Source organism: Polyangium sp. y55x31 (genome assembly GCF_029946505.1).
Taxonomy (GTDB): domain Bacteria; phylum Myxococcota_A; class Polyangia; order Polyangiales; family Polyangiaceae; genus Polyangium.
On sequence record NZ_JARZHG010000032.1, the window covers coordinates 99,556 to 126,449 of the forward strand.

A 26,894-nucleotide genomic window follows, 5' to 3' on the forward strand; every position below is an offset into this window, starting at 1 on the left:
TCAGTCCTCCACCCATTGCACGACGCGATCGATCGGCTTTCGCCCGGGCGGCGGCGCGTCGCCCACGGGGTATCCGATCGCCACGGCGCCCACCATCCGGAACGGCTCCCGGATGCCGAGCAGCGCCTCGATTTCGGGCTTCGCGATCATCGGGCCCGCCATCCAGCAGGCGCCGAGGCCCTCGGCGTGCGCCTGGAGGAGCATCGCCATCACGGCCGCGCTCGTCGAGCAGAGCTCGGCCTGCATGCTGCGGGCCGTGTGGTACTGCGAAGGATCCCCGCCGCCCGAGGTGATGAGGTCGGCGATGAGATCGGGGTAGTCGCGCCATTGCGGCACCACGATGGCCGCCGCGCTCTCCAGCGGCTCGTGAAAAAAATCGCCGTAATTCGCGAAATCCTCGGCGTGGTGCCCGCGGTGGATGATCGCCTTGATCTCCTCGGCCCGCGCCCGCACGGCTTCGGCAATCTGCTTACGTTTGTCCGCGGCCGTCACGACCGTGAACCGCCACGGCTGCCGGTTCGTGTTCGAGGGCGCGGTGATCGCGGCTTGTACGAGCCGGGCGAGCACCTCCTTCGGCACGGGCGTGTCCTCGAAAACGCGGCGCGATCGCCGTGTTTCCAGCCACGCCAGCATTCCCGGTCCACCGACCCCGCCCGGACCGCTCATTCCAGCTTGAATCCGCCGTCCACGTTCCATATCTGTCCCGTCACGTAGCTCGCCTCGTCCGAGACGAGGAAGGCGACGACCGCCGCGATCTCCTCGGGCCGGCCGACACGCTTGAGCAAGATGCGTTTCGCGAGCTCTTCCGGGGCCACGGCCCGGAGCTCGGCCGTCATGTCGGTCTCGACGAGGCCGGGCGCCACCGCGTTCACGCGCACGCCGCGCGGCGCGAGCTCGACCGCGAGCGCGCGGGTGAACGACTCGACGGCGCCCTTCGACGCGGCATAAAGCGATTGCCCGCGGCCCGGTCGCTGCGCGGCCACGCTGGAGACGTTGACGATCGCGCCGCGCCGCCGCGAGATGAAGCGACGCGCGGCCTCGCGGCAGCAATGCACCACGCCCGCGGCGTTCGTATCGAAGACGTGATCGTAATCGTCCTCGGTGCTCGCGCCGAGGAGGCCGTCGCGGGTGACGCCAGCATTGCAGACGAGCGCGTCGAGCGGTCCGAGCGTGGCCTCGGCCTGCTCGAAGAGGGACACGACCTCCGCGGGGCGCGAGACGTCGGCGCGGAGAGCGACGGCCCGCGCGCCGAGCGCCTCCACGGCGGCCACGGTCTTCCGGGCCGCGTCCTCGTCGTGGCGATAATCGACGGCGACGGCATATCCACGCCGTCCGAGCGCCTCCGCGATGGCGCGCCCGATGCCACGCGAGGCGCCCGTGACGAGCGCGACGCGGGATCGCTCCTTGGTTTCGCTCATGGAACCTCCACGCGTAGCACGCCCGCGAGCCCTGGCATGCCGGCCGAGAGGGCCAGGGCCGAGCGGGCGCGGGTCTCTTCGGCGCGAACGAGCGGGCGGAGCGGGCCTTCGGAAGGACGTTCGAGGCCCGCGATGGGCGGCAGCGCGCCCGCGCGGAGCGCCTCGCCGAGCAGGATCGCCTGCACCACGGCCGTCGCGCCGCCGAGCTGGCCCGTGGAAGCCGTCAACGCGAGGAGCGTGGCCGAGGGGCCGAGCACGTCGGCGAGGGCCGCGCGTTCGGCCGCGTCGCGCGCGGGCGAGGCGAGCGCGGCGCCGTCGACGATCGTGTCGCCCGCGGAGAGAGCGGCCGCGAGGGAGGCGCTCGTGCGCGGCAAGGGAAAGTCCACGGCGCCGTCCGCGGTCGCCGCGGCCGAGACGAACGAAATCGCTCGATCGCCCGCGTCGTCGGGTCGCTCCAGCACCACCGCCGCGGCCGCCTCGCCGGGCACGATCCCCGCCGCGCGCTCGTCGTACGGGGCCACGACCGCCGCGGGCGTCGGCGCGTTCGTCGCGGCGCCGGACATGCCGAGCGAGAGGAGCGTCTCCGGCTCGACGAGCGAGTCGTAGGCGAACACGAGCGCCGCATCGACGCTCCCGACGGCGAGGGCGACGATGGCCGCCCGGAGCGCCTGCGCCCCTGCATTCGAGCCCGCCGTGGTCGTGCCGTCGCCCTTGCCGCCGACGTCGATCGACAGGAGCGCGTGCGCGTTGTTCGACAGGTGAAACAACATCCAGAACGGGTGCAACAAGGAAAAACCCTGCGTCCATGCGCCCGTCGCGCGCTCGTCGCCTGCCTGCTTTTCGAGCACGGGCATCAGATCGTCCCAGTGCGCGCGCAGGCCTCCATACCCGCAAAAAAGTCCGAGCCGCGCGCCGTTTGCCGGCGTGCCCGAGCGGGCGAGGGCCTCCGCTCCGACCTCCATGCCGAAGAGCCCCATCCGTTTGACGAATTTGCGGTGCTTCGTCGGACGCGGAGCGCCGGGGATCGTGGCGGCGAGGCGGCAGGTGTAGGTGCTCGCGTCGAAATGGGCGTTCGGGGCCGCGGCGCGCTCGCCGGCGAGGAGCCTCCGGAGCACGGCGCCGGCGTCGTCGCCGAGCGGGGTTCGCAGGGCAAACCCCGTGACGGCCATCCGGCCCGCGTGCGTCATCGGGGTCTCCCGAGGAGCACGCTCACGTTTTGCCCGCCAAACCCGAACGAGTTCGAGAGCACGTAATCGACACGTTTGGCGAGGGGCTTCGGGCCGATCACGTTGATCGGGCACTCCGGATCCGGCTCCTCGAAATGGGCGGTCCCGGGGAGCAGATCCCGCGTGAACGCGAGCAGGCACGCGGCGAGCTCGATCGCGCCCGCGGCGGCCATCAGGTGGCCGACGGCGCCCTTGATGCTCGACGTGGGCACGTCGCCGAAGAGCGCGCGGATCGCCTTCGCCTCGGCCGGGTCATTGAGCGGCGTCCCGGTGCCGTGGGCATTGACGTATCCGACGTCCGCCGGCGTGAGGTTGGCGCGACGAACGGCGCGCTCCATGGCCGCGAGCGCGCGGGATCCGTCGGGGCGGGGCGCCGTCGCGCGGTAGGCGTCCTGCGTGGTCGCGTAGCCGGCGATGACCGCGAGCGGCTCCGCGCCGCGCGCGCGCGCCCGGGACTCCTCCTCGACCACGAACATCGCCGCGCCTTCGCCGACGACGAGCCCGTCGCGACGCCGATCGAACGGTCTGCACGCCGAGGGCTCGGCGCGCGGCGAGGGGGCGCCGAGGCGCGACATGCCGCCGATGCCGAGCGGATTGACCATCGAGTCCGCCGCGCCGCAGAGGACGGCGTCGGCCGCGCCCCGCTCGATGAGCGAGGCCGCGTGCGCGACCGCCATGCCGCCCGCCGCGCAAGCCGAGGCGTGCACGGCGACGCGGCCCGAGAGGCCCACGACGCTGCGGATCTTCTCGGCCGTGAGATCGACACGCGAGCGGAACCGAACGCCCTCGCCGCCCGCGAGATCGCCGGCGCCGACGCGGATCTCGCCCTCGTCGAGCTCTTCCGCCAGGTCCTCCAGAAACGCCTGTTCGAGCCCGAGGCCGATGGAGAGCGCGCCCTTGCGCTCGGCCGTCCCGCATCGCGCATGCCGCCACGCCTCGGCCGCCGCGACGAGGCCGAAGCACACCTTGCGGTCGCGGAGGAGGCCCGATTCTTCCCATGTCCCGGCCTCGCCGACGTGGAGCAGGACGCCGCGGTGTTTTTCCAGGAAGAGCGCGTTCGTCTTCTCGATCGGCACCTCGCCCGCGACACGCGTGGGGAAGGTGCGCGCGTCGAAGCTGCGGATCGGGCCGACCGCGCTGCGGCCCGCGGCGAGGCCGTTCGCGAGCGCCTCGTACCCGACGCCGAACGCGCTGACGGCGCCGACGCCCGTGATCACCGCGCGACGCGCGCCCATCACGCCCCTCCTTTTCCGAGCACGACGGCCCCGAGATCCCCGTCCGGTCCCGCCGAGAGGACGAGCGCGCGGGGTTTGTCGAGGTGCACGAGCAGATCGAGCGCGAGCGCCCAGGCGAGCGCCGGCGCAGCGGCCAGGGATTCGCCGAGGGAGAGCGAGGCGTCGACCGAGAGCTCCGCTTCGAGCATCTCGGGCAGATCCATGAGCGCCTCGCGCGCGGGCGCGCCCCAGGGCGCGAGCACGACGACGTCGCAAGGCTGGTCCTCGAGCGCGTCGAACGCGGCAGGTACGGCGGCGTCGCGCAGCACGCCCGTGCGAGGCACGAGCGCGCCGCGGGGGCGATCGACCGGAAACACCCGCACCGCCTCCACGTAACCGAGCGGCGCTTCGGCCGTGGCTGCGATCGCGAGCGCGGCCGCGCCCTCGGCCGGCTTGAGCCCTTGCCGCAAGAACCCTTCTCGTTCCAGCTCGGCCATCGTGACCGGGTGCAGGGCCGTGTCCGCGCCGCCGACGAGCGCGCGCTCGCACGCGCCCGCGTTGATCGAGGCGCAGGCTTCTTCGAGCGCCGTCACCGTGCCCGAGCCGCGCGAGAAAAACGCGGCGTTCGGGCCGCCGAGACCCTCGAGGATCGCCCCGTGGCAGAGGGTGAAGTTGTTCATGATCTGGAACGCGAACAGGGGATTGCACGCGTCGAGCCCCTCGCGGCCGCACCGCGCGAGCGAGAACCGACCGTCCTCCATGCTCGCCGCAACGAGCCGCGCGACCTCGTCCATCTCCGCGCCCGAGGCGCCCACGCCGAAAAACGCGCCGATCTCGGCGCGCCCTTCGTCCCAGCGCGCCTCGGTGAGCGCGCCGCGCATGACCAGCGTGGAGAACCACGCGGCGCGTGACATGAGCTTCCTCTGCCGGACGTCCTCGGGTCGCGACGGCGCGGGCGCGTCGATCTCGCTCGGCAAAGGGTGGTTGCTTTCGAAGACGCGGCGACCGAGGCCGCGGCCCGAAAGGCCCGCCGTCGTCAGGGTCGAGACGGCCACGATGGGGAGGCCTTTTCCGTCTAGGCGCATCGGCTCACCACGAGGCTCGCGTTCGCGCCGCCGAACGCGAAGGCGTTGACGAGCGCCGCTTCCACGGGTTTTCGCAAGGCCGCGCCCACGACGTGTGGCAAGACGCACGCGGGATCGGGCTCGGTGAGTCCCGCCGTCGGCAGGCAAACGCCCTCTTCGACGGCTTCGAGCGCGCACAAGAAACCGATCGCCCCCGCGCCCGCGATCCAGTGCCCGAGCGCGCCTTTCACCGCGCCGACGTTCACGTCCGGGAGCGCGTCGCCGAGGACCCGCCGGATCGCCGCGGCTTCGACGGCGTCGTTGAGCTGCGTGCTCGTGCCATGCGCCTGGACGTACCCGATGTTCACGCGGCCCGCGTCTTCGATCGCGCCGCGCATGGCCCGCTCGGCTCCGTCGCCCGTCGGATCGGGCGCCGTGAGGTGGTGCGCGTCGAGCGTGCGCGCTGCGCCCACGATCTCGGCGCGCGTATCACCCGGCTCGGCCGCGAGCACCACGAACGCCGCGCCCTCACCGACGACGAACCCGTCGCGCCGCACGTCGAACGGGCACGAGAGGCCACGCGTGCTGAGCGCGCCGAGCAGCCCGAATCCTACGAGCATGAACGGATCGACGTCCGCGCCCACGCCGCCCGCGAGCGCGACGTCGCAGAGCCCGAGCCGGATCGCCTGCGTCGCCGAGACGATCGCGGCCGCGCCCGACGCGCAGGCGAGCGAGATCGTCTCCACGGGCCCCTCGGCGCCGATCCGCGCCGCGAGCGCCGAGGCGACCGCGGCAGGCGAGACCGCTGCCGCGTGCACGGACGTCGCGAGGCCCCGCGCCTCCTCGCCGAAGCGCGCATGATCGAAGCGCGCGCCGCCGCCCGCCGCGCGTGAGAGCGCGAAGATCGTCCCGTACGTGGCCCGGCCGCTCTCGGCGCCGACGAACACGCCGATCCGCTCTGGCGCGGCGCTCACCTTCGCCTCGGCCCACGCCTCGTCCGCGGCGCGCCGCGCGAGCGCGAGGCGGCGATCCTCGGCTTCTTCGAGCGGGAAGGGGACACGCGCCGCCACCTGCGAGGGATATCCTTCGACGTCGAAATGACGGACGGGGCCCACCGCGGATCGACCCTCGGCGAGCGCGTCCCTCGACGCGGGCCAGGTCTCGCCGAGCGGCGTGATCGCGCCTCGACCGCGCACGAATACGCGTCTTTTCAAGGCTCCTCCGCCGCTCCGGTCAGCCATACGTCGAGCACCTCGCGCCGCCGCGCGAGCACCTTGGGGTTCGTCACGCGCGCGAACGCGAAGCCGAGCTCGGCCGTCGCCACGACCTCGCCGTCGACCCGCGCTTTCCCTTTCACCTGCCCGCCTTCTTCGCGCGCGAGGATCGTCTCTGCTTCGAGCTCCAATTTGTCTCCGGGCCTGACGATGCGCCGGAAGCGGGCGCGATCGATCATCGTGAGCAGCGCGTGCACGTCCTCGTACCCCTCGGCGCGCCGGCTCGCTTCGAGCAGCACGCCGCCGAGCTGCGCGAGCGCCTCGATCACGAGCGCGCCCGGCATCACGGGGTGGCCAGGAAAGTGGTCGGCGAAGGTGTCGTCCGAGAGCGACACGCACTTGACACCAGTCGCGAGGCGCGGCGGTTCGAGCCGCGTGATCCGATCGAGGAGCAGGTAACGCACGTGCGGCCGAGAATAGCAGTTCGAATTGACGGCAAACGTGCTCCGAGTGGAAGATGCGTGCTCACGAGGGGAGCGCCATGGATTGCGTTAGCTGCATCACTCCGACACGACAGGACCGTCCGCATACGTTTTTCCACCACGAGCGGGCGGCGTGTCCGACGTGCCGCGAGACGCACGAAGGGCGCGTCGTGCTGCGCGGCGAAAGCCCGGTGCGACTCCTGCTTTGCCCCTCGTGTGGACCTTCGGAAGAAATTCTTCCCGGTACTGCAAAGGATTATGTCGACCGTTTCCTCGCACGTGGCGAGGTGCCCGAGGGGTTCGAGGGGGAGATCGAGTTCAAGGAGACGACGTCCACGTGTCCGGGTTGCCTTTCGCTCTTGCCCGCGAAGGTCGTGATCCGCGAAGGACGCGTGTATTTCAAGAAAAACTGCGCGGCGTGCGGGCCGTCGGAGGCGCTCGTCTCGGAGGACGCGAGATATTACGTGCGCGCCTATGCGTTCGCGCGCGCCGGCACCGAGCCCTTGAAGTTCGCCACGAAGGTCGAGCACGGTTGTCCGACGGATTGTGGGACCTGCAATGATCACGAGCAGCACACTTGCCTGCCGATCATCGAGGTCACCGACCACTGCAACCTCGAGTGCCCGATCTGCATCGTCGACAACCAGTACTCGAACCACATCGATCTCGACACGTTTACGCGCATGATCGACACCCTCGTCGTGAACGAGGGGCAGTGCGAGTCGGTGGCGCTCTCCGGCGGCGAACCCACGAGCCACCCGCAGATCCTCGACCTCGTGCGCATCGCGAGCCGCCCCGAGATCGGCCGCGTCGTGGTGATCACGAACGGCATCCGGCTCGGCAAGGACAGGGCTTTCGCGAAGGCGCTCAAGGAGAGCGGCGCGTACGTGGGCCTGCAGCTCGACGGCTTCACCGCCGATACACACGAGAAGATCCGCGGCCGCGACCTCGTGAAGGAGAAGGAAGCGGCGCTCGCAACGCTGCGCGAGCTCCAGATCCCGACGCAGATCATCTTCGTGGCGACGCGCGGGGTGAACGACGATCAGATCGGAAAGGTCGTCGAGCTTTTCCTCTCGGAGGACCATTTCCTCTCGCTGAACTTCCAGCCCGCCGCCTACACGGGCCACGGCGGCGGCCTCTTCGGCCACGATCCGCTGGATCGGCTCACGATCCCCGGCGTCGTGCGGCGCGTCGACGAGCAGACGGGCGGCAAGCTCAAGGTGGAGGATTTTTTCCCGCTGCCCTGCTCGCACCCGCAATGTGTCTCGCTGACCTACCTGCTCCGCCTGGAGGACGGGACGTTTTTGCCCTTCTCGCGGTTCGTCGATTTCACGAAGCATGGCTCGCTCCTCCGTTCGAGCGCGACGCTGCCGGCGACGCCCGAGATGGAGCAGACGCTCCAGGACGTGCTGTACGACGTGTACGCGCGGCAGGACGAGATCGAGCGGGGGCCGGAGATCCTCGCGGCGCTGAAGCGCACGCTGAAGGTGATGTTCCCGGATCGGCCGATGACGCAGAAGGAGAGCCTGCTCATCGGCGAGCAGCAGGCGAAATCGATCTTCTTGCACCATTACATGGACCGGCACGATTTCGATCTCGAGCGCCTGCGCAAATGCTGCCACCATTATCCGCAGACGGACGGGCGGATCATGCCGGCGTGTGGCTTCAACATGTTCCACCGCGGCGCGGCGAAAGGGCCGGGGACCGTGACGCCGTCCTGGGGCAAGAAGCCCTGGGTGAAGGAAAACGGGACGACGCGTCTATCCATCGTGGGTTCATGACGAAACTTTGTGAAGGGCACATCGCCCTGGTGACGGGCGGATCCAAGGGCCTCGGGCGGGCGATCGCCGTGACGCTCGCCCGCGAAGGGGCGCACGTCGGCTTCAACTGGACGAAATCGGAGGCCGAGGCGAAGGAGACGCTCGCCGAGATCGAGGCCCACGGGGTGCGCGGGTTTTCGTTTCGAACGAGCGTGCTCGACAAACAGGGCCTCGCCGCGGCCGTGAAGGAAATGGAGGCCGCGGTCGGGACCGTGGACGTGCTCGTGAACAACGCGGGCGTGTCCGACGTGGTTCCGCTCGCCTTGATGGACGAGGAGGACTGGGACCGCGTGATGGATACGAACGTGAAAGGCACGTTCCTCGCCACGCAGGCCGTCCTTCGAGGCATGGTGAAACTCCGGCGCGGGCGCATCCTCAACATCGGCTCGCTCGCCGGGGTGAAGATGATGCAGGCGCCGGTGCATTACTGCACGGCCAAGGCGGCCATCAAGGGTTTCACGGAGGCGCTCGCCAAGGAGATCGGTCGGTACGGGATCACCGTGAACAACCTCGCGCCCGGGGTGCTCGAGAGCGGGGTCAGCGTGAATTTGCCGAAAGGTCGGCTCGAGGATTATCTCCGGCACACGGCGCTCGGGCGGCTCGGCACGTTCCAGGAGGTCGCCGAGATGGCGGCGTTTCTCGTGTCGGATCGCGCGTCGTACGTGAATGGGGCGACCATTCTGGTGGACGGCGCGGTGTAATCATCGCCGCGCGCCGAGCGCGTGGGCCACGCCTTGTTTCAGCGTGGCGAACGTGACGAGGCTCGCGAGATCATGGCCGAGCGTGACGAGCGTCCGCGCCACGTCCGCGCGAATGCCCGTGAGCAGGACGCGTGCGCCGAGAAGCGCGGCCGCGCGCGCGCCCGAGACGATGAACTCCGCGACGTGCGCATCCATCGCTTCGACGCCCGTGACATCGAGGATCACGAAACGCGCGCCGTGCGCCACGATGCCTTGCGTGAGCGCGCCGAGAACGCTTTGGGCGCGCGCCTCGTCGATCGCGCCGATGAGCGGGAGCACGAGCGTGCCCTCGGCGATGGGCAAGAGCGGGGTCGAGAGGCGCGAGAGGAGCGCGGCCTGGATCCGCACCGTCTCCTCGATCACGGCGGCCTTGCGGATCGCCTCCGCGGCGAGCCTCTCCGCGGTCGCGTCGGTGAACGCCGAGATCCGGATCGTGCGGCCGTCCCGCTGGAAGTTCTGCCCGCGGATGCGCGCGACGAACGTGGAGCCATCCATCCGCACGAGCGTGGCCTCGTAGGGTTCGGCGAAGCCTCGGAGCTGGTTCTCGGCGACGAGCGCCCGCGACTCGGGCGCGACGAACTCGATCGCGTGCTTGCCAATCGCCTCCTCGCGTTTGCCCCGGAACATCACCTCGAACTGCGGGCTCGTGTCGATCACGAAGCCGTTCTCGAAGACGGTGAGCGTCTCCTGGGTGACCTCGAGCATGGCGCGAATGCGCCACGCATCACCTTCGAGGCGTGTTATCGTGGCCTGCGCCTCGGCGAGGTTCCGCTCGAGGGCCTCGAAGCGTGAAGGATCGAGTGCAACGCCGTTGCCCACGGCGCCATCGTAGCGTGGCCGAGGGCGCACAAAGAGAGGAAAAACGAGCGGTGGAGCCCGAGAAGACGAAGCGCAAAAAACGAAGCGACGCGAAGATCCAGATTCGGCTGCGCAAGCCCTACCGGCAGCTCGTCCCCGGCCTGCTCCTCTTCGGCGTCTGCGCCGCGTTTTTCTTCCATCGTTCGATCACCAACGATCGGGGCCTCATCCTGAACGGCATCATCCACTTCGGGCCCGACGGGGCGGACGTATTTTACGCGGTGATGGGCTTGCTCTCCGCGGGCCTCAGCGTGATGGCCCTGCTCGGTATCGTCCGCTTCTCGAAGCTCGAACCCTTCGAGCTCGTCCTCGGCGCCAAGTCCTTGTCGCTGCCCGTGGGGCGCCCCATGGGGATACGGATGATCACGGTGCCGGTGCGCGACATCGTTTCCGTCGGGATACATCCGCCCGAGGCGCCGAAATGGATCGTCCTGCAGGTCGGTGCGGAGAGGTACTCGATCCCGGGAAACTGGCTGCCGGAGGGATGGACCGTGCAGGACCTCGACAGGGAGCTCGTGGCGCGGCTCCGTCGGACAGGAGAAGAGAGCGCGGCCGGCGGCAAATGAGGTCGGCGCGTGCTAGAGGCTGCCGTCATGACCGTTTCGTTCGATCCCAACGCGCCCGCGGCCGCGGACTCCGGCATTTATGGATTGCCTTTCACGGAGGACGACGCGGCCGTCGTGCTCGTGCCCGTCCCCTGGGAAGTGACGACCTCGTACGGCGGCGGCACCTCGGGCGGCCCCGCGGCGATCCTCGAGGCGAGCCGGCAGGTGGACCTCTACGACCTCGACGTGGAAAAACCTTATGCGCCCGGCATTTTCATGCAGGAAGAGGCCGAAGAGATCGCCCGGTGGAACGAGGAAGGGCGGGCGCTCGCGCAGAAGATCATCGAGGTAGGCGGCGTCATCGAGACGGACGAGCTCCGCGCGGCGCTCGCGCGGGTGAACGAGCTCGGCGGGAAGCTCAATGCGCGCGTCGAGGCCGAGACGGAGCGGCTCGTGGCGAAGGGGAAGATCGTTGGAATCGTGGGCGGCGATCACGCGGTGCCGCTCGGCGCGATCGAGGTGCTCGCCCGGCGGCATCCGGGGCTCGGCGTGCTCCATTTCGACGCGCATTCGGACACGCGCTGCGCGTACGAGGGTTTTACGTTCTCGCACGCTTCGATCATGTACAACGTGCTGTCGCGCGCGGCGGGCGTGGGAAAACTCGTCCAGGTCGGGATTCGCGACGTGTGCGAGGAGGAAATGGACTACGTCGCCGCGCAGGGCGAACGCGCGCGGGTGTTTTTCGATCGTGATCTCGCGCGGCGTAAGCTCGGGGGCGAGACGTTCGCCGCCGTGGCGCGGGAGATCGTGGATGCGCTGCCGCGCGAGGTGTGGGTGTCGTTCGACGTCGACGGGCTCGATCCGCGGTATTGCCCGCACACGGGCACGCCCGTGCCCGGCGGGCTCGATTTCCACGAGGCGGTGTACGTGATCGGCGAGGTGGTGCGGTCCGGACGAACGATCGTGGGATTCGACCTCAACGAGGTCGCCCCGGGGCCGGATGGCGACGAGTGGGACGCGAACGTGGGGGCGCGGCTGCTCTACAAGCTGATCGGATTCACGCTCGCGAGCCAGGGCAAGGCCAAGCTGCGCTGAGAGGTATTCCACAAGCGTCGCGAGTGGAAATCCATACGCCTGTGCATCGACCGCATCGCGGTCGATGCATCAGAGGTCCAGGGCTGGCCCTGGTCCGGGTCGAGGGGTGGACAACCCCTCGTCGGGTCCGGGGTGAAACCCCGGCGCTACGCTGTGGAATCAGGGGACCTTCGAGGGCTTCGGCACGGTCGTGCCGGTGCGCACGGCTTCCACGACGAGATCGTTCAGCGCCTTATCGGCCTTCTCGCATTTCGCGGAGACTGCGCCCATCGTCGCGCCCTTGCATTCTTTCTTGCGCTCGATGGCCACCTTCCCGAGCGCCTCGTTTTGCTTGAGCGCTTCCTGGGTCGCGTCTTCGAGGATACGCCACGGAATGATGGCGTGCTTCGGCTTGGGCGGCGCCTGGAAGCGGACCTCTTCGGTCGAGAGGGTCGCGCAGGTGCCGTCCCAGCGGAGCACGTCGACGCTGCCCGACGCGCCGCTCACCTGCATGCCGCCCGTGTCCGCCTTCATCTGGCTGAGCACGAGCAGCTCCTCGTCGAGCGTGAGTTTTTCCTCGGCGCTCGGCCCGCCGAGCCCGTTGAACGGCGCGACCTCCTTCGCGGAGACGTAGGCGCGGCGCCAGGGCGAGCCCTTCTGGAAGAGATACAGCGCGAGCTCCGGGTAGACGCCGCTGCAGAGGCGCTTGACGAAGCCCTTCGGCATGACACACGCGGCCTTGTCGTCGCCCGCGCAGGCCTCGGGGATCCCCTTCGGTTCTTCCTCGGCCTTCGGCGCCTCGGCAGCGTCGGTCTTCGTCTCCGCGGTCGCCTCGCCTTGGGTCTCGGGCTTCGGCTCCTCGGCTTTCGGGGCGCTCGATCCACAACCGGCGAGGACGAGCAGAATCAGGGCCATCGACTGTCGCATGGCCGAACCCTACCAAAGTCCGGTGGCCGACGTGAAGCCCGATGATCAGCCGAGCGAGCGCGCGAGGATGGCTTCGAGCTCGGCGTCCGTGAGCTCGATCGGATTCGATCGCATGCTGCCCGCCCGCGAGCCGGCGATGATCGAGGCGAGGTCGGTCTCTTCGACCCCATACGATCGGAGCGGCGGGACGCCGAGTTTGTCGCGTAAACCTCGAAACGCGTCGGCGGCGCGCTCGGGGCTGCGATCGGGCGCGTCGGGGGGCAAGAGGAGATCGGCGACCTCGTGGGCGCGGGCGAGCGCCGGGTGCCCGGGCGCGCGGGCGCGCAAGGCGGCGACGTTCATGGCAAAGGTGGCGGGCAAGAGGCAACCGCAGCCGGCGCCGTGCGGGACGCCGCAAAGCCCGCCGAGCGGCGCGACGAGGCCATGCACGGCGCCGAGGCCCGCATTGGCGAGCGCAATGCCACCCCAGAGCGCCGCGAGCGCCATGGCCTCGTGCGATTCGTCCGTGGAACGATCCTCGGCGAGCGCGACGAGCGCGCGATATGCGAGGGTGATGCCGGGGACGACGAGGACGTCGGTCATTGGCTGCGCGCCCTTCGAGAGATACGCCTCGACGAGGTGCGTGAGCGCGTCGAGCCCGGAGGATGCCGCGACGCTCTTCGGCGCGGTGGCGATGAGGGAAGGGTCCACGATCGCGACACGCGGGACCATGAGATCGCTGCGAATGCTGCGCTTGACGCGGAGCTCGGGGACACGAAGGACGCTGTTTTTCGTGACCTCCGAGCCGCTGCCCGCGGTCGTGGGGACGGCGACGAGCGGCAAAGGCGCTTTTTCGATGCTGCGGCCCGCGCCCACGGCCTCGACGTAATCGATTGCCGCGCCCTCGTTCGTCGCGAGCGCGGCGGCCGCTTTGGCGGCGTCGATCACGCTGCCGCCGCCGATCGCGAGGACGACGTCGTGGCCACCTTCGCGGGCGATACGAGCGCCTTCGTCCGCGATCGCGAGGTCGGGCTCGCCGTCGATGGCGAACCGCGCCATGGAGACGCCTCGCGCGCGGAGCCCCTCCTCGATCGCGGCGAGCTTACCGGAGCGCTCGAGGGAGCTCTTGCCGGAGACGAGGAGGCAACGCTTGCCGAGGCGGGCGACGGCGGCCGGCGCTTCGCCGAAGGTGCCCGCGCCAAAGTGGATCTCGGGCGCCGTGCGGAACGAGAACTTCACGGGATCACGTGGCGCTTGTCAGGCCCAGGGCTCGGGGAAGACGGAGGAATATTTTTCGCCGACGCGGGGAGCGGCCATCATCGGCGCGACGCGCTCTTTCCAGCGGAGGTAATGCGCGGTCTGCTGGTGCGCCTTGAAATCGGCCTCGGTCTGGTAGACCTCGTACAGGAAAAACCGCGTGGGATCGTCGCTCGCCCGGAGGACGTCGAAGCGGACGTTGCCCGGCTCGGTGCGGGTGCCGCGGGCGTTGTCGAGCGTGGCCTCGAGGAAGGCGCCTTCGTGATCGGCGAGCACGGAGACCTTGACGCAAACGACGTACATGAGGTGCTCCCTTTAGCGTTGCGGTGCGACGAGCAGGGGCATGAGGCCGTCGAGCTCCGCCGGAGAGAGCAGGGGGCGGAGGGCCTTGATGAGCTTCTCGGCGATGACGGGATCGTCCACGCTCGAAGAATCGAAGCTGCGGAGGTTGACGCCGGTCACGAGGATGAGGCGCGAGATGAAGAAGGATCCGTGCTTCTGATCGAGGAGCCGCACAGCCTGGTAGATGCCACCCTTGGTGCGCCGAACACCCGAGCTCGGTTGGCCCGACGCAGGGGTGCCCGAAGACGGGCCGCTCGTCGGCACGGTGCCTGACGAAGGCGGGAGGCGACTCGACGGGACGCTCGGCGGCGGGAGCCTCTCCCCCCGCACCGAGATGGGCACGGCGTCGAAGCCGCGCGCGATCACGCCCGAGAACGATGTGGACGTAGGAGGCTGGCTGTCCGGTCCCGTGCGCGGATCATCGACGCCCGGATCGCTCCGGCGAGGGCCACGATCCGGGGGTCTTTGTGGATTGCTCACGGCTGCGATTTTCGGACAACACGAGACCAAAGTCCATGAGGAAGCGAAGGATCGTGTGCGTGAGGGGGACCACGCATCACGTCGGGGGATGTCCGGGCCGCAGGGCGGTGGGGGTGGGGGGCGGGGACAAACCTAGAGGGGACAAACGGTCGTGGAGAGGATGTTCCGGGCGGGCCGGGAGCCTCGTTGGTCGTCAATGGAAATGGCAATACTTGACTTGTCGTACGAGTCGGCTGAGATGGCGCTTCATGAGCCAGATGCCCGTCAAACCCGGCGATCTCCTGGCGCGGAAGTATCGCGTGGAGCGCGTGCTCGGCCAGGGCGCGATGGGCGTCGTCGTGGCCGCGAGGCACGTGGATCTCGGGCAGCTCGTCGCGGTGAAGTCGCTCCTGACGGGTCGCGTCGTGAGCCCGGAGCAACGCGAGCGGTTTTTGCGTGAAGCGCGCGCCGCGGTGCTGCTGAAGAGCCACCACGTGGCGCGGGTGCTCGACGTCGGGGCCGACGAGAACGACGCGCCGTACATCGTGATGGAGTACCTCGACGGGCAAGACCTCGCCGCGACGCTGAAGGCGCGGAGGCAGCTCCCGTTCGAGGAGGCGGTGGAACTCGTGCTGCAAGCGTGCGAGGCGATCGGCGAGGCGCACGCGGCAGGGATCGTGCACCGGGATCTGAAGCCGGCGAACATGTTCCTGACGCAAGACGTGAGCGGAGCGCCGTGCGTGAAGGTGCTGGATTTCGGGATCTCGAAGCTCATGGGATCCGACGTGGCGCTGACGCACGAGTCGCAGATGCTCGGGTCGCCGCTCTACATGTCGCCGGAGCAGATGAACACGCCGAAGAGCGTGGACGCGCGGAGCGACGTGTGGGCGCTCGGGATCATCCTGTATCAGCTCGTGGCAGGGAGGACGCCGTTCCACGCAGAGACGATCCAGGCGGTGTGCGCGCTCGTGCTCGCGGGGCAACCGACGCCGCTGAGGCAGTACCGGCCGGATGCGCCGGCGGGGTTCGAGGCGGTGATCCTGCGGTGTCTCGCGCGGAATCGGGAGGAGAGGTTTCGCGATGTCGGGGAGCTTGCGGCGGCGCTCGCGCCGTACGCGCCGGCGCATGCGCGGGTGTATGTGGAGCGGGTCGGGCGGGTGGTGCGGGGGAGAGGCGGGCGGACGGGATCGATGCCCGAGTCGGCGCCGACGTTCGCCGAGCAGACGTCGGCGCGCGCGATGACGTCGGCGACGTCGGGAACGGCAGCGACGGAGAAGCTCGCGGTGGTGGTCGCGCCGGGGGCAGGATCGGCTTCAGCTTCACGCACGAAGGGCGCGAGTCCGATGCGGCTCGTGGTGATCGGTGTGGTGCTGGCGATCGTGGGGGGAGTGCTCGGGGTCGGGGTGGTGGTGTTTTCGGGCGCAGGCGCAGGTGCGGGTGGGACGGGTGGGGCGGTCGGAGAGGCTTCGGCTTCGGCGCGGGGGGAGGGGTCGGCGAGGGTGGCGGAGCCGGTGATTGTCGCGCCGGTGGGGAATGTGGCGTCGGCGGAGGCGAGTGCGCGCGCGGTTGGGACGACGAGTGCGGCGGCTTCGAGTGTGGTGCCGTCGTCGTCGTCGGCAGCGGCGGCGAGTGTGCCTTCGGCGCGAGGATCGTCGGTGGTCAAACCATCTGCGACGGGGAAAGCGCCGGCGACGAGCACGGGGACGGGGCGTCCTCGGCCACCGAAGGGGAACGAGGATCTGTACGCACCTTGACGGAGCATGCTGACGGGTGGGGTTTGCCTTGGTAAGGTGCTCCGCCGAGGTCATTGCATGCGCGTGAAGGTGTCTGCGCTGGGAGTCGTGGCTCTGATTTGTCTGGGCGGGGGGCGCGCAGACGCAGGGCCCGCGGAGGATCGCGCTGCAGCAGATGCGTTGTTCCAGGAAGGGCGGGAGTTGCTCAAGGGAGGGCGCGCGGCGGAGGCGTGTCCAAAGCTCGCGGCGAGTCAGAAGCTGGATCCGCGGCCGGGGAGGTTGCTCGCGCTGGGGGATTGCTACGAGACGAACGGGGAGACGGCGAGCGCATGGGCGACGTTCCGGGAGGCGGAGTCGACGGCGCGGGCCGCAAAGGACGAGCGGCGGATGGAGGAGGCGGCGCGGCGGGCGGGGGGGCTCGAGCCGAAGCTGGCAAAGCTCGTGGTGGAGGTGGCGCCGGAGGCGAGGGTCGCGGGGCTGGAAGTGCGGCGGAACGGGAAGCCGGTCGAGGAGGCAGTGTGGGGAGCGGCGGTGCCGGTGGATCCCGGGGAGCAACGGATCGAGGTGACGGCGCCGGGGAAGAAGGGGTGGGCGGAGAAGGTGGTGGTGGAGGGGAAGGCGGGGGTGACGACGGTGAAGGTGCCGGCGTTGGGGGATGAGGTGACGGTGAGGCAGGGGGTGGCGAGGAGGGAGGAGGGGGCAGGGAAGAGTGGGGTGGCGATTGGGGTGGGGGCGGCCCTCGGGGCCGTAGGGATCGGGACGGGGATTGCACTTTTGGTGGCGGCGAGTGGCGCGGACAGCGACGCAGAAGCGCTCGACAGCTCGATGCCGGACGCGGCATGCGATCCCGCGCACCCAGAGAACGCTGCGAACAAGGGGAAGTGCGCGACGTTGCTCAGCACCCTGCAACGCAAGGACACGTTTGCCAATGTCGGCACGGCCGCCCTTGTCGTGGGAGGTGTTCTCGCCGTGGGCACCGTGGTCTATGCATTGTTGCCCGTGAAGACGCGCGCCACGACGGGATTCACTGTGCTGCCGACGGTGAATCCGACGTTCGCCGGCCTCGCGGCGACGGGCCGGTTCTGAGCGGCAAGGTTGCCGTCTCGGCCAGCTGTCGCGTCTCGATATCTTCGATTTTCATTCGGAAAAGGGAGACACGCCCATGCGCACGCGTCACACAACCATCGTTTCCCTGGGTATTCTCATTGCAGCGGGCTTCTGGCAGATGGCAGGTTGCTCGGCAGCGGCGGATGACTGCAGCCGCAACAACATCTGCACGGAGGATGGCAAGCCGTTCGGCAGTGTCTTGGAGCCTCCGCCCGGATGCGCGGCGTCGCCAAGCAAAGACGTGACCGTGCTCCGCGACGAGTGTGGCGTTTTCGTGAGCAACACCGTTACCGGCAGCGGAGCCGCGGGCAGCAGCGCAAACCCCTTTAAGACGATTGACGAGGCCGTCAAGGAGGCAACCAACAGAACAGCGCGCGTTTATGTGTGCGCAGACGGGGATTACAAGGAGCGACTGGACATTCCGGCCGGCATCTCCGTCTTTGGCGGTCTCGATTGTGCTGGCGGCACGTGGAGATACGGCGGGGCCACGAAGAGCAGAATCAACCCTGCCGCCCCTGACACGGCCGACGGTTTGCAAGCGTCGGTGCGGATAGCGGGGGACAAGGCGTCATCGTTCGAAGATTTCGAGGTCCTCGCAGCGAATGCGAAGGTTCCCGGCGGATCGTCCATTGCCATCATCGTCGACCGGGCGACCGTGGATTTCGTGCGGACCGAGATCACCGCGGGGGACGGTGCTGTGGGAGACCAGGGCGCGACGCCCACGGACGACATTGGGCCCGAAGAAAATCCCGATGATCCCGCCATTCGCGGCAACAACGGCCAGAACGCTTGCATGGGCGGGGCGAGTGGGAACCCTGGGGGCGCGGCCAAGGCCAACACCTTTTGCACTGAATCGAGCGGCGGCAAAGGAGGCAATGGCCAGGAGACCTCGGGCGACGCTGGTGGGGACGGCATCCCTGCGCCCAACCCCAATCCAAGTAATAAAGGCGTCGGTGGCCTCGGGGATAGCGGTCAGGGTTGCGATACCGGCGAGGCAGGCGCCACCGGCGCAGATGGCACCGATGGAGCCGGAGCCGTGGAGGATGGCACGCTCGACGCAACCAAGGGGTACATCGGCGCAAGCGGCCAGCCCGGCACGAAGGGTGCGGTGGGGCAAGGCGGCGGCGGCGGTGGTGGTGCGCGAGGCAAGTCCGGATGCTTCGGTGCGAGCGGCGGCGGCGGGGGAGCCGGCGGCTGTGGCGGAAACGGCGGGCTCGGTGGGAGGGCCGGCGGTTCCAGCATCGCCATCGTGAGCCTCGGAGCCACGCTGTCCTTTGATACGGTCGACATCACGACGAGTAACGGGGGCAACGGTGGGGCTGGCGGGTTCGGGCAGGCTGGCGGAATCGGTGGCAATCCGGGCAACGGTGGCGCTGGAGCGACGATGGGTGGGGCAACGCCCAAAGCCTGCAATGGTGGCCCCGGCGGCAGTGGTGGCCTAGGCGGAACCGGCGGCGGCGGCCGCGGTGGTCACTCCATCGGCATCGCTCACAAGGGCGGGAATGTCTCGGAGATGGGAGTCACCATTGCTCCCGGCACGCCTGGCGGGGCCGGCGCTGGAGGTGGGGCCGTGGAAGGTGTCGTGGCCCCGATGCATGTATTCCCCTGAGCCGATGCTCGGATGAGGAGGCGCCTCGCCAGGGTCAGAACGCTACTATCTCCCCCGTCACCCCGTTTGCTCCTACATTGCTCATGCCGCCGCCGCCACCGGGACCACCAGTGCCGGGTGCGCCTGGTGTGATCGTCGTGCTCCCCCTCGTTTCGGGCGCTTTGCCGATGTGGGCGACGCCGATCGCCGGACCGCCGGCGCCGCCGCCGCCGGGGCCGCCATTGCCGCCTTCACCGCCGTCGCCGCCTTTGCACCCGCTGTTCGCCGAGCCAGATTTGCCACCCCCGGTGGCACCCGCACCAATCGTGCCACCCGTTTGCCCGGTCGCCCCAGGACCACCATCCCCACCCGCGGAGGACTGCAATACACAATCCAAAAGGACAACCGAAGCGTTAACGCTCAGCAGTGCAATGCTCGCACCGCCTCCGAGTCCGCCCCCGCCGCCCTGACCACCGCAGCCCCCGGTGCCTCCACTACCCCCGCTTGCTCCTGCGCGCGTGGTTCCGCCACAAACGCCTTGAGCCCCCCGGGCGCCCCCGCCGCCGCCGCCGCCCTGACCAGGTTTCCCGTACGCGCCCGACATCCCTGATGCCGGGACGTAACCCGTTGCATCAATCTTACCTGCGGCTGCTCCGGCGCCGGGTCCCCCCGGTTCACCGTCTTGTCCACCCTTTCCTTTGCCTATGCCTCCATCCGAGCAATCCCAAGCGCCCGACTCCAACTCTCCAAGGCCTCCTTGGCCGGCCGTTCCAGTCGGAGCGCCATCCGCTCCATCGCCTCCCGCGAAGGCCATGAACGTGGGCGTGGTCTGAACGGTGCCGCCGTCACCACCTTTGCCACCAACGCTGGTCGAGCCGTCAGGGCACGTCTTCGTCACCGCCGCGCCGCCCGGATTGTCAGCGCCGGCCTCGCAGATTCCCTTGCCGACAGTGCCCGGCAATCCACTCAATCCACTCAGGGTTTGCGGGTCATCCGGCGGAGTCTCCCCTTGCGCCCCGCCCTGTGCAGTTCCGCCCTCCAGATCGCAACGCGCGAACTCGACGGTCGAGCCGTCGACGATCGCCGCGATCGAAGACTTCGCCTCCTCACCGGCCGCCGCTGGCTGATCGTAGCTCGGTGCCTGCGCAATCACGTCCTGCACCTGGAGCGATCCGCCACCGGCCACGCGCAATGCAATGCCGTCCGCAGGCGCGATTGTCGCCCGCTTCGCCGGATCGACCACATACGCCCAACCATTCGCACAGTCGAATCCGCCGAAGATGGACACGCTGTCGGCCCTGGCCTCTTCTGCGTACGTTTCCGCGCACGCATAGACTCTGAACTTCGCACTCTTGGCCGCGTCGAGCCCCGCTTGAAGCGACTTGAATGGCTTTGCCTTCGTTCCATCACCGCCGTCCGCAGCAGATGCGCGCACGAAGATGCCGCACTCGTCCTTGATGACCGAGCTGTCTTCGCTCGGGAGCGCTTTGCACTCGGGCGAGATCTCTCCACCGCCGCGATATTCGTCACCGTTTCGCAGGCAAATGCCATTCTCGCTGCAATCGCTGGAGTACGAAGCACATGCCGCGAGTTGCGCCATCGCGGCACATGCCAGAATTCCGAGATACGCCAGGGACTTGTGTAGGGTGCGCATCGGCATGTCTCCTCACTTGCTGGAAGCCAAGGGAAAGCGTCGATCGATGAGCCGGGATCGACGAGCGAGACGCGGACGGTCTCCTCAGAAGCGCCCGGACGCCGACAAACCTGCGAACGTGGGTGCCACGATCGGAAGCACGTCGAGCCCCGTCGTCGGGGACTTCTTCTTGGGCCATAGCGCGTAGGCCACGGTTCCCGCTGCGATCAGCCCGCCGGCGATGGCCACACCCACGCCGACGTTGTGAAGGGTATCCGTCTTGCCGAGTTTGTCCTTGAGCTCGCTGCACTGCGCCGTGTACGTGCCGTGTTGCGGATGCGCAGTGTTGCAGACTGCTTCGGGGATCGAATCGCGAAGTGTGCGCGCAGCGGTCAGCTCGCTCTCCCCCGCTACGATCAGCCCGATCCCCGTCCCGATCCCGATCACCCCGAGCCCCGCGCCCACCGCAATCAGCGCGACACTTTTGCCCCCCGGCTGCCCCCCAATCTTCGGCGCCAGCACCAGACTCACCTCCTGGCTCTGCGCCTTCTCCACATCGACCGTCTTCAGCACGTCGTCGTGCCCCGGCAGCTTCGCCTCGATCACCCGCTTGCCCGGGTCCACGAACACCGCCTTCGCCAGCGGCGCCTGACCCACGAACCGGCCGTCGACGTAGATCTTCGCCCCGCCGATGTTCGTGCCGATCGTCACCGTGCCGACTTGCTTCTTCGCCTCTTCCAGCCGCTTTTGCAGCGCCTCGCGCACCTCGGCTTTGCCGCCCGCCGGGAACTCCTCCAGCGCGTACGACAGATGCTCGGCTGCGTCGCGGTACTGACCCAGCGTCATCTCCACGTCGCCCAGGTTGCCCGCGAGATCGAAGCTCTTTCGCAGATCCCACGCCGCCTGGTACGACGCCTCCGCCTCGGCCCACTTCTGCTCGTCGAAGAGCTTGTTGCCCGTCTCGAAGAGCTCCGCCGCCCGCGCCGCGTCGTCCGCGTATGCAGGCGAGGCGCCCGCGACCAGGAGCGCGAAGCTCACCGTGGAAAGCAGTGCCTTGGTTCGCATGCTCATCCCTCCCGAAGCTACCTAGAAAAGCCGCCGCGGCGCTGAGGTCGTGGTGGTCGGCGCGGCCGTCGTGGTCGGCGCGGTCTTCGTCGTCGTCGTCTTGCGTGGCGTGGTCGCGACCGGCTTGACCCCGGGATTCGTCGGCGCCGTCGTCGTGGGTTCCGCCGCCGGCTCTTCCACGGGTGCAGGCTCCGCGGTCGCTGAAGGCTCCGCGGGCGTGGGCTCGGGCGCGGCCGGCTCCGCCGTCACCGGAGGCATCGGGATCTTGCCGGGCGTCGTCGGCACCGTCACGGCGATCGGCGCGCTCGACGAGACGCCCGCATCGTTGTTTCCGCTCGAGACCTTGCCGCGCAGGAGATACGCCGCGCCGCCGCCGAGCAACGCCGCGACGACCACCACGCCGATCCAGATTCCGATGCTGCGTCCGCCTTCGTCCTCGTCTTGCGACGCTTGCGGGGCTGCGGGGCGTGAGCCCGGCGCGGGCGCCGCGGGGCCGAGCGACGCGGAGGGCAGCATCGAGCGATCGATGCCGCCGCTCGTCGTCCATGGGCTCGACGTCGGGTCTGCGATCTCGGCTTGCGGCGGCGGCGGCGGCGGACGGAGACCGCCGGGCGGCAGCTCCATCTTCGTCGTGGGCATGTGCCGCGCGTCCATGACCTCGACCTTCATGTCGGCCGAGATCCGCACCTTGGCCATGTCCATGGTCTTCAGGCGCTGCCGTCGCTTCGGCACCTCGATCGGCGCGACGTAGGCGCGTGCCTCGCGCTCGCCGTGCGAGGTGATCACGTTTTCGCCTTCGGCCGCCGGCGCCGTGGACGGCGCCGCGGGCGTGCCCGCGTCTGCTTGCGGGGCTCCGCTCGGCGGCTGAGCTCCCTCGCGATTGTCGGCGCTCACGCGCTCCCTCCCGGGCCTTTCACGATCCAAGTGCTCCGCAGGACCATGATGCCCCGGATCGCCGCGTTCGCGCCACCTTCCGATCGTTCGTTCACGTCGCTCGTCTGGCCCTCGCGCACCTTGACGGGGGTAGCGCAACCCGCCCCCGAAAGCCAAGGCCGATCTCTGCTGCAAGCCCTCCGGCGGCTTTTATGGCATGACGCTCGCCGTGCCCACGCCCCTGGCCAGCCGCCTTCCCGCCCCGGACGATGTCGATCCGACGCTCGTCTTCGACAGGTTCCTCGACTACGTCGCCGAGAAGGATCTCGAGCTCTACCCGGCCCAGGAAGAGGCCCTGCTCGAAATCGTCGGCGGCAAGAATGTGATCCTCAACACCCCGACGGGGTCGGGGAAATCGCTCGTGGCCACGGCGATGCACTTCCTTGCGATGTCGCAGGGCAAGCGGTCGTTCTACACGTGCCCGATCAAGGCGCTCGTCAGCGAGAAGTTCTTCGCGCTCTGCCGGGACTTCGGCCCGGAGAACGTCGGCATGATGACGGGGGACGCGTCGGTGAACCGCGACGCGCCGATCATCTGCTGCACGGCTGAGATCCTCGCGAACATCGCGCTGCGCGAGGGGGAGCGCGCGGACGTCGATTACGTGATCATGGACGAGTTCCATTACTACGCGGACCGCGAGCGCGGCGTCGCGTGGCAGGTCCCGCTCCTCACGCTGCCGCAGGCGACGTACCTGCTCATGAGCGCGACGCTTGGAGGCGCGGACGCGTTCGCCAAGATCCTCACGAAGCTGAACGGCAAGGAGACCGCGCTCGTGCGCTCGCGCGAGCGGCCCGTCCCGCTCGACTTCGAGTACAGCGAGAGGTCGCTACACGAGACCGTGCACGACCTCGTCCAGAAGGGGCGCGCGCCGATCTACATCGTCTGCTTCACGCAGCGCGCCGCCGCCGAAGAGGCGCAGAACCTCATGAGCCTCGACTACGCGTCGAAGGACGACAAGCGCGCGATCGCGAAGGCGCTCGAAGGCGTGCGGCTCGACAGCCCCTACGGCAAGGAGTTCAGCCGCTTCGTGCGTCACGGGATCGGGATCCACCACGCGGGGCTCTTGCCGAAGTACCGGCTGCTCGTGGAGAAGCTCGCGCAGAAGGGGCTGCTCAAGGTGATCTGCGGGACGGACACGCTCGGCGTCGGCGTGAACATCCCGATCCGCACCGTGCTGTTCACGAAGCTCTGCAAGTACGACGGCGAGAAGACGGCGATCCTCAGCGTGCGCGACTTCCAGCAGATCGCGGGGCGCGCGGGGCGCAAGGGCTTCGACGATCGCGGCACCGTGGTGGCGCAGGCGCCCGAGCACGTGATCGAGAACCTCCGGCTCGAGGCGAAGGCCGGAAACGATCCGGTGAAGAAGAAGCGGATCGTGCGCAAGAAGCCGCCCGAGAAGGGCTACGTGCACTGGGATCGATCCACGTTCGATCGGCTCATCGCGGGCGAGCCCGAGCCGCTCGTATCGCGCTTCTCGGTCTCGCACGGGATGCTGCTCAACGTGCTCGGGCGCGAGGGCGACGGCTGCCGCGCGATGAAGACGCTTCTCAACGAGGTGCATGAGACCCCGGCGCAGCGGCGGATCCACAAGAAGACCGCGCTCTCGATGTTCCGCTCGCTCGTGCGCGGCGGCGTGATCGAGCTCGTGCCGCTCGCCGAGCGTGACGAGACGGGCCGGCGGGTGCGCGTGAATGCGGACCTGCAGGAGGACTTCACCATCAACCACGCGCTCGGGCTGTGGCTCGTGGAGACGGTGGAGCTGCTCGATCGCGACAGCGATCTCTACGCGCTCGACGTGCTCACGCTGGTCGAGAGCATCCTCGAGAACCCCGATCTCCTCTTGATGAAGCAGCTCGACAAGCTGAAGCGCGAGAAGATGATCGAGCTCAAGCAAGCCGGGATGGAGTTCGAGGACCGCGTCGCGGAGCTCGACAAGATGGAGTACCCGAAGCCGAACGCGGACTTCATCTACGAGAGCTTCAATGAGTTCGCGAAGAAGCACCCCTGGGTCGGGCGCGAGAACATCCGGCCGAAGTCGATCGCACGCGAGATGTTCGAGGGGCTCTGGTCGTTCTCGGACTACGTGAAGGAGTACGAGCTGCAGCGGAGCGAGGGACTGCTCCTGCGTTACCTCTCGGACGTGTACAAGGCGCTCGTGCAGACGGTGCCCGACCGCGAGAAGACCGACGAGCTCGACGACGTGGAGATCTTCCTTGGCGCGATCGTGCGGCAGGTCGACAGCTCGCTCATCGAAGAGTGGGAGCGGATGAAGAACCCCGACCGCGTGATGGCGGTGGTCGAGGGCAAACCCGAGCCGAAGGAAGAGCAGTTCGACATCACCACCGACACGCGCGCGTTCGTGGCGCTCATCCGCAACGAGCTGTTCGCGCTGGTGCGCGCGATCGCGCGGAGGGACTACATCGAGGCAGCGGAGCTCGTGGAGGCCGGCGGCGAGGACTGGACGTCGCGGCGCTTCGAGGAGGTGCTCGCGCCGTTCTGGGAAGAGCACGCGGAGGTCCGCACCGATCCGAAGGCGCGCAGCCCCGAGAACACGCAGATCCGGCAGTGGCCTTTCATCTGGGAGTTCTCGCAGATCCTCGTCGACGAGGAAGGCGAGAGCAGCGGATGGGCGCTCGAAGGCGTGATCGATCTCGACAAGTCGCGTGACGCGAACAAGCCGGTGATCTCCTTGCGGCGGATCGCTTCGTAGCTCGCTCGCCGCTTCCGTACGTCCGGGAGGTGCTCCACAATGGCGCCGTGAAGACCTCCCTGACTTCGGAGAACCTCCCCCACGCCACGCTCGCGCGGCTCGCCCAGGCGAACCGCGACTTCGTCCAGGCCTTCCCCGGCGAGCCCTCGCGCAGGCAGCCGGTGCACACGGTCTACGGCGGGGCGCATCTCTTCAAGGCGCGCACGTGCCAGCGATCCGGCGAGGTCGCGCTCGACGTGATGCGCACGTACGCGCCCGATCCCGTGACGTTCGCCCGCGCGCTCGGCCTCTCGTTCGCGAGCGCGCTGCCCGACGATCCGGCCGCGCTCGCGAACGCGCCCGCGGGCTCGCCTGGCTACCTCGCGCGCCTCGTGCACGAGCGCGTGCTCGAGAAGCTCGCGCGTGAGCCCGTGGAGGACTTCCGCATCGACTTCGAGGATGGCTACGGAAACCGCCCGGACGCCGAGGAGGACGGGCACGCCGTCGCGGCTGCGGAGCAGGTCGCCGAGGCCGTCGCGAGCGGGACGGCGCCGCCGTTCATCGGGATCCGCATCAAGCCGCTGAACGAGGAGCTACGCGCGCGCAGCGTGCGGACGCTCGATCTGTTCGTGACGACGCTCGTGACCCGGCTCGGTGGACGTTTGCCCGAGGGGTTCGTCGTGACGTTGCCGAAGATCACGGTGCCCGAGCAGGTCGAGGCGCTCGTGTCGCTGCTCGAAGCGCTCGAAGCCGCGCTCGTGCTACCGCCGAAGTCGCTCCTGTTCGAGGTGATGGTGGAGACGACGCAGTCGATCTTCCTGCCGGACGGGCGCGTCGCACTGCCGCACCTGATGGCACTGGCGAAGGAGCGCTGCACGGGCGCGCACTTCGGGACGTACGACTACACGGCCGGTTGCAGCATCACGGCGGCGCACCAGCACATGGCGCATCCCGTGTGTGATTTCGCGAAACACGTGATGAAGGTCTCGCTCGCGGGGACAGGCGTGCTCCTGTCGGACGGCGCGACGAACGTGATGCCGATCGGCCCGCATCGCGCGGCGGAAGGCGCGACGCTCGGCGCGGCGGAGCTCGCGGAAAACCGAGCGGTCGTGCATCGGGCGTGGCGGCTCGCGCACGATCACATCCGGCACTCGCTGGTGACCGGGTTTTACCAGGGATGGGATCTGCACCCCGCGCAGCTCCCGGCACGGTACGGCGCGGTGTACGCGTTTTTCCTGGAGGGGCTCGAAGCCGCAGGCGCGCGCTTGAAGGCGTTCCTCGACAAGGCCGCGCAGGCGACCTTGCTCGGCGACGTGTTCGACGACGCCGCGACAGGGCAGGGGCTCCTGAACTACTTCCTCCGCGCGATCGCCTGCGGAGCGCTGACGGAAGCAGAGGCCGAGCAGATGACCGGGCTCGGCTCGGCAGACTTCGCGACGCGCTCCTTCGTCAAGATCCTCGCGGCGCGGAAGGGCTGAGCGGGACGATTCTCTCACCCCAGCCCCTCTCCCTCGCGGGAGAGGGGAG

Annotated in this window: 24 protein-coding genes; 9 read left to right on the forward strand and 15 right to left on the reverse strand. The window is 69.0% G+C overall.

Translation table 11 applies throughout. The features are described from left to right. From QHF84_RS37825 to fabZ, 7 genes are read right to left on the reverse strand one after another with little or no spacing between them, the layout of a single operon-like run. Positions 1-696 carry a nitroreductase family protein gene (locus tag QHF84_RS37825; RefSeq protein WP_348652913.1) on the reverse strand — a complete coding sequence of 232 codons (696 nt, stop codon included), beginning with the start codon at positions 694-696 and terminating at the stop codon, positions 1-3. After that, complete coding sequence (gene fabG / locus QHF84_RS37830) at positions 663-1,418, reverse strand: 3-oxoacyl-ACP reductase FabG (RefSeq protein ID WP_281318405.1); 756 nt, start codon at positions 1,416-1,418, stop codon at positions 663-665. The genes QHF84_RS37825 and fabG overlap by 34 nt, the downstream gene beginning before the upstream one ends. Beyond that, entirely contained in the window at positions 1,415-2,605 is a 1,191-nt protein-coding gene (locus tag QHF84_RS37835; RefSeq protein WP_281318406.1) for a beta-ketoacyl synthase N-terminal-like domain-containing protein, read from the reverse strand. The genes fabG and QHF84_RS37835 overlap by 4 nt, the downstream gene beginning before the upstream one ends. Continuing rightward, positions 2,602-3,879 (reverse strand): beta-ketoacyl-[acyl-carrier-protein] synthase family protein, encoded by a 1,278-nt coding sequence (locus QHF84_RS37840; RefSeq protein ID WP_281318407.1) that lies wholly within the window; start codon positions 3,877-3,879, stop codon positions 2,602-2,604. The genes QHF84_RS37835 and QHF84_RS37840 overlap by 4 nt, the downstream gene beginning before the upstream one ends. Continuing rightward, a complete protein-coding gene (locus tag QHF84_RS37845) occupies positions 3,879-4,913 on the reverse strand; it encodes a beta-ketoacyl synthase N-terminal-like domain-containing protein (protein WP_281318408.1) in 1,035 nt (344 codons plus the stop codon). Before QHF84_RS37845 ends, QHF84_RS37840 begins: the two co-directional genes overlap by 1 nt. Positions 4,914-4,933: 20 nt before the next feature. Then, positions 4,934-6,136, reverse strand: a complete 1,203-nt coding sequence (locus tag QHF84_RS37850; protein WP_281318409.1) for a beta-ketoacyl-[acyl-carrier-protein] synthase family protein — start codon at positions 6,134-6,136, stop codon at positions 4,934-4,936. Further along, positions 6,133-6,600 (reverse strand): 3-hydroxyacyl-ACP dehydratase FabZ, encoded by a 468-nt coding sequence (fabZ, locus tag QHF84_RS37855; protein ID WP_281318410.1) that lies wholly within the window; start codon positions 6,598-6,600, stop codon positions 6,133-6,135. The genes QHF84_RS37850 and fabZ overlap by 4 nt, the downstream gene beginning before the upstream one ends. A gap of 305 nt (positions 6,601-6,905) precedes the next feature. Here fabZ and QHF84_RS37860 point away from each other — a divergent pair, with 305 nt between their 5' ends. Both QHF84_RS37860 and QHF84_RS37865 read left to right on the forward strand, forming a co-directional pair. After that, entirely contained in the window at positions 6,906-8,399 is a 1,494-nt protein-coding gene (locus QHF84_RS37860; protein WP_281318411.1) for a radical SAM protein, read from the forward strand. Beyond that, on the forward strand, positions 8,396-9,139 hold the full coding sequence (locus QHF84_RS37865) for a 3-oxoacyl-ACP reductase family protein (protein ID WP_281318412.1): 744 nt from the start codon (positions 8,396-8,398) through the stop codon (positions 9,137-9,139). The genes QHF84_RS37860 and QHF84_RS37865 overlap by 4 nt, the downstream gene beginning before the upstream one ends. Here QHF84_RS37865 and QHF84_RS37870 read toward each other — a convergent pair whose 3' ends face one another. After that, positions 9,140-9,997 carry an STAS domain-containing protein gene (locus QHF84_RS37870; RefSeq protein ID WP_281318413.1) on the reverse strand — a complete coding sequence of 286 codons (858 nt, stop codon included), beginning with the start codon at positions 9,995-9,997 and terminating at the stop codon, positions 9,140-9,142. A 50-nt stretch (positions 9,998-10,047) separates the two neighbouring features. Between QHF84_RS37870 and QHF84_RS37875 the strand changes: the two genes are divergently transcribed. Continuing rightward, a complete protein-coding gene (locus QHF84_RS37875; RefSeq protein ID WP_281318414.1) occupies positions 10,048-10,602 on the forward strand; it encodes a hypothetical protein in 555 nt (184 codons plus the stop codon). A 27-nt stretch (positions 10,603-10,629) separates the two neighbouring features. Further along, on the forward strand, positions 10,630-11,676 hold the full coding sequence (locus QHF84_RS37880; protein ID WP_281318415.1) for an arginase family protein: 1,047 nt from the start codon (positions 10,630-10,632) through the stop codon (positions 11,674-11,676). Between the two features lie 159 nt (positions 11,677-11,835). Here the strand turns inward: QHF84_RS37880 and QHF84_RS37885 are convergent, their stop codons facing one another. From QHF84_RS37885 to QHF84_RS37900, 4 genes are read right to left on the reverse strand one after another with little or no spacing between them, the layout of a single operon-like run. Next, complete coding sequence (locus QHF84_RS37885) at positions 11,836-12,582, reverse strand: hypothetical protein (RefSeq protein ID WP_281318416.1); 747 nt, start codon at positions 12,580-12,582, stop codon at positions 11,836-11,838. A gap of 45 nt (positions 12,583-12,627) precedes the next feature. Further along, a complete protein-coding gene (locus tag QHF84_RS37890; RefSeq protein WP_281318417.1) occupies positions 12,628-13,800 on the reverse strand; it encodes an iron-containing alcohol dehydrogenase in 1,173 nt (390 codons plus the stop codon). An 18-nt stretch (positions 13,801-13,818) separates the two neighbouring features. After that, positions 13,819-14,121, reverse strand: a complete 303-nt coding sequence (locus QHF84_RS37895; RefSeq protein WP_281318418.1) for an antibiotic biosynthesis monooxygenase — start codon at positions 14,119-14,121, stop codon at positions 13,819-13,821. Between the two features lie 12 nt (positions 14,122-14,133). Beyond that, on the reverse strand, positions 14,134-14,640 hold the full coding sequence (locus tag QHF84_RS37900; protein ID WP_281318419.1) for a hypothetical protein: 507 nt from the start codon (positions 14,638-14,640) through the stop codon (positions 14,134-14,136). Between the two features lie 248 nt (positions 14,641-14,888). Here QHF84_RS37900 and QHF84_RS37905 point away from each other — a divergent pair, with 248 nt between their 5' ends. The 3 genes from QHF84_RS37905 to QHF84_RS37915 all read left to right on the forward strand — a co-directional run bounded on the left by QHF84_RS37905 (position 14,889) and on the right by QHF84_RS37915 (position 19,068). Continuing rightward, entirely contained in the window at positions 14,889-16,373 is a 1,485-nt protein-coding gene (locus tag QHF84_RS37905) for a serine/threonine-protein kinase (RefSeq protein WP_281318420.1), read from the forward strand. Between the two features lie 57 nt (positions 16,374-16,430). Beyond that, positions 16,431-17,438, forward strand: a complete 1,008-nt coding sequence (locus QHF84_RS37910; RefSeq protein ID WP_281318421.1) for a hypothetical protein — start codon at positions 16,431-16,433, stop codon at positions 17,436-17,438. Positions 17,439-17,514: 76 nt separating this feature from the next. Continuing rightward, positions 17,515-19,068 (forward strand): hypothetical protein, encoded by a 1,554-nt coding sequence (locus QHF84_RS37915; protein ID WP_281318422.1) that lies wholly within the window; start codon positions 17,515-17,517, stop codon positions 19,066-19,068. A 34-nt stretch (positions 19,069-19,102) separates the two neighbouring features. On the opposite strand, the gene QHF84_RS37920 is transcribed toward QHF84_RS37915, so the two are convergent. The 3 genes from QHF84_RS37920 to QHF84_RS37930 form a co-directional block, all read right to left on the reverse strand. Next, positions 19,103-20,707 (reverse strand): hypothetical protein, encoded by a 1,605-nt coding sequence (locus QHF84_RS37920; RefSeq protein WP_281318423.1) that lies wholly within the window; start codon positions 20,705-20,707, stop codon positions 19,103-19,105. A 78-nt stretch (positions 20,708-20,785) separates the two neighbouring features. Further along, positions 20,786-21,745, reverse strand: coding sequence for a PEGA domain-containing protein (locus QHF84_RS37925; RefSeq protein ID WP_281318424.1), 960 nt, complete (start codon positions 21,743-21,745; stop codon positions 20,786-20,788). A 21-nt stretch (positions 21,746-21,766) separates the two neighbouring features. Next, positions 21,767-22,639: a hypothetical protein gene (locus QHF84_RS37930; protein WP_281318425.1), complete on the reverse strand. Its 873-nt coding sequence runs from the start codon at positions 22,637-22,639 to the stop codon at positions 21,767-21,769. A gap of 208 nt (positions 22,640-22,847) precedes the next feature. On the opposite strand from QHF84_RS37930, the gene QHF84_RS37935 reads away from it, so the two are divergent. After that, entirely contained in the window at positions 22,848-25,388 is a 2,541-nt protein-coding gene (locus QHF84_RS37935; protein ID WP_281318426.1) for a DEAD/DEAH box helicase, read from the forward strand. 47 nt (positions 25,389-25,435) lie between these two features. Further along, on the forward strand, positions 25,436-26,845 hold the full coding sequence (locus tag QHF84_RS37940; RefSeq protein WP_281318427.1) for a phosphoenolpyruvate kinase: 1,410 nt from the start codon (positions 25,436-25,438) through the stop codon (positions 26,843-26,845). Positions 26,846-26,894: the final 49 nt, after the last annotated feature.

Coding starts and splice junctions, on each gene's coding strand:
- QHF84_RS37920 (WP_281318423.1), bottom strand. CDS start 20,707: ATGCCGATGCGCACCCTACACAAGTCCCTGGCGTATCTCGGAATTCTG.
- QHF84_RS37840 (WP_281318407.1), bottom strand. CDS start 3,879: ATGGGCGCGCGTCGCGCGGTGATCACGGGCGTCGGCGCCGTCAGCGCG.
- QHF84_RS37895 (WP_281318418.1), bottom strand. CDS start 14,121: ATGTACGTCGTTTGCGTCAAGGTCTCCGTGCTCGCCGATCACGAAGGC.
- QHF84_RS37885 (WP_281318416.1), bottom strand. CDS start 12,582: ATGCGACAGTCGATGGCCCTGATTCTGCTCGTCCTCGCCGGTTGTGGA.
- QHF84_RS37905 (WP_281318420.1), top strand. CDS start 14,889: ATGAGCCAGATGCCCGTCAAACCCGGCGATCTCCTGGCGCGGAAGTAT.
- QHF84_RS37835 (WP_281318406.1), bottom strand. CDS start 2,605: ATGACGCACGCGGGCCGGATGGCCGTCACGGGGTTTGCCCTGCGAACC.
- QHF84_RS37925 (WP_281318424.1), bottom strand. CDS start 21,745: ATGCGAACCAAGGCACTGCTTTCCACGGTGAGCTTCGCGCTCCTGGTC.
- fabG (WP_281318405.1), bottom strand. CDS start 1,418: ATGAGCGAAACCAAGGAGCGATCCCGCGTCGCGCTCGTCACGGGCGCC.
- QHF84_RS37915 (WP_281318422.1), top strand. CDS start 17,515: ATGCGCACGCGTCACACAACCATCGTTTCCCTGGGTATTCTCATTGCA.
- QHF84_RS37865 (WP_281318412.1), top strand. CDS start 8,396: ATGACGAAACTTTGTGAAGGGCACATCGCCCTGGTGACGGGCGGATCC.
- QHF84_RS37825 (WP_348652913.1), bottom strand. CDS start 696: ATGGAACGTGGACGGCGGATTCAAGCTGGAATGAGCGGTCCGGGCGGG.
- QHF84_RS37910 (WP_281318421.1), top strand. CDS start 16,431: ATGCGCGTGAAGGTGTCTGCGCTGGGAGTCGTGGCTCTGATTTGTCTG.
- QHF84_RS37880 (WP_281318415.1), top strand. CDS start 10,630: ATGACCGTTTCGTTCGATCCCAACGCGCCCGCGGCCGCGGACTCCGGC.